The sequence below is a fragment of the Pseudomonadota bacterium genome (genome assembly GCA_022361155.1).
Lineage (GTDB): Bacteria > Myxococcota_A > Polyangia > Polyangiales > JAKSBK01 > JAKSBK01.
The window spans coordinates 1-1,354 of record JAKSBK010000038.1 but is presented as its reverse complement, the minus strand read 5'-3'; the positions used below and the strand labels follow the sequence as shown (position 1 = coordinate 1,354).

Annotated in this window: 1 protein-coding gene and 1 pseudogene; both read left to right on the top strand. The window is 61.7% G+C overall.

From position 1 onward, the window contains the following. Nucleotides 1-191: 191 nt before the first annotated feature. Nucleotides 192-305: pseudogene (locus MJD61_01190) on the top strand (RNA-directed DNA polymerase). Nucleotides 306-855: 550 nt separating this feature from the next. Then, a complete protein-coding gene (locus MJD61_01185) occupies nucleotides 856-993 on the top strand; it encodes a hypothetical protein (GenBank protein ID MCG8553895.1) in 138 nt (45 codons plus the stop codon). The last annotated feature ends 361 nt before the right edge of the window (nucleotides 994-1,354 follow it).

Genomic DNA, 1,354 nt, shown 5'->3' with positions numbered 1-1,354 from the left:
GTGCCCCGGCAACGTTAGGCCGGATTCAAAGCACGTATCGATGGGTGAGTCGCGACTCCTGTGCCGTCCCTCTCGGCTGGCGCCCACTTCTCGTATTGCCGACTGCGCACCGCGCTGCCGGAGGGGACCACTGCATGTCCTTGACACCGGCCGCTCTATCGAGGGTCAGGTCGGCCCCGCGCGCCGGCAGCATATCGCCGCTGCTTGCAAACGTGTACCTGCATTATGTGTTCGACCTTTGGGTCCAGCAGTGGCGACGTAAACGTGCCGGTGGCGACATGATCGTCGTCCGGTACGCCGACGACGGTGCGCCACGACGGCGCGGAAAGGAGGCCACCATGGCCGCCTAGAAGCAGCCTTGCTGCACAACCGATGAGGGTAGGCCCCTCGGAGTCGGCTTGCAGGAGCGGGCTCCAAACCACTGTCAGCTGCGGTGGCCAAAAGCCACGGTGGTGAGCGTGACAGGGAAAGGCGCGGCTTGACCGCGTCAGGTGAGGTCCAGAGAGACGAAGCGAATGAACTACCGGCAACGTGTCGAAAGCGTGGGGATGGCGTCAAAACCAGGGCGAGTCGTTACTCTGGGACAAGCTCAGGGGAAACCTGCTGACTGCCTGAGCGGCGTCCGGCATAGAGGTGGCGTGAATCTGGACCAGGCGGCTGTGCGGAACGTGGGAACCTTCCGCCTTGATGCGAAGGGAGAAATCCAAGTGGAAGACCAACAAAGATGAGAGTACCAATGCAAGGCGAAGGGGCGGAGCGACCCGTAGTAGCGAAGAAGTCGAGGAAACTCGATGGAGCGAAGGGGTTGCGTCATCCAGCGGCGGTCATGAGCCAACCACTGTGTGGGAGGAGCTTGTGAGCAAAGCGAAGCCGTTTGATATTTCCAAGAAAGTGGTTTGGGAGGCCTACCAACGCGTTAAGGCGAATCAGGGAGCGGCCGGAGTTGATTCTGAATCGCTGCAGGAGTTCGAGCGCGGTGGGGTGCTGGGGTGATTTCAAGACCGGCCAATCCTCGCCACCTGGCGGCGTCAAGTTCGCTAGCGTGAGTGCAGGCTGGTTCCACACGTGTGGTGTCCGCGCGTTGGATAAACGTGCTGAGTGCTGGGGCAACAAGTATTGTGAACGGGGCTCAGAAAACGCGCCTTTTCGGTGGTCAGATCCGCGCGCACTTATTCGGCGCAGTTGACCTGTGGCCGGGAAGCCTGCCTTCCCGGCATAGCGGCATAGTAGCCAACCCTGCGGAATCGTTGGCGGGTCAAGGGGCGCGCAGCGCCGAGCGCACGCGAGCTTGCCCTTGAGGCGACAAGGATTCCGTGGGACCAGCCCCATTTCACAGCGCCGAATAGACGCGACT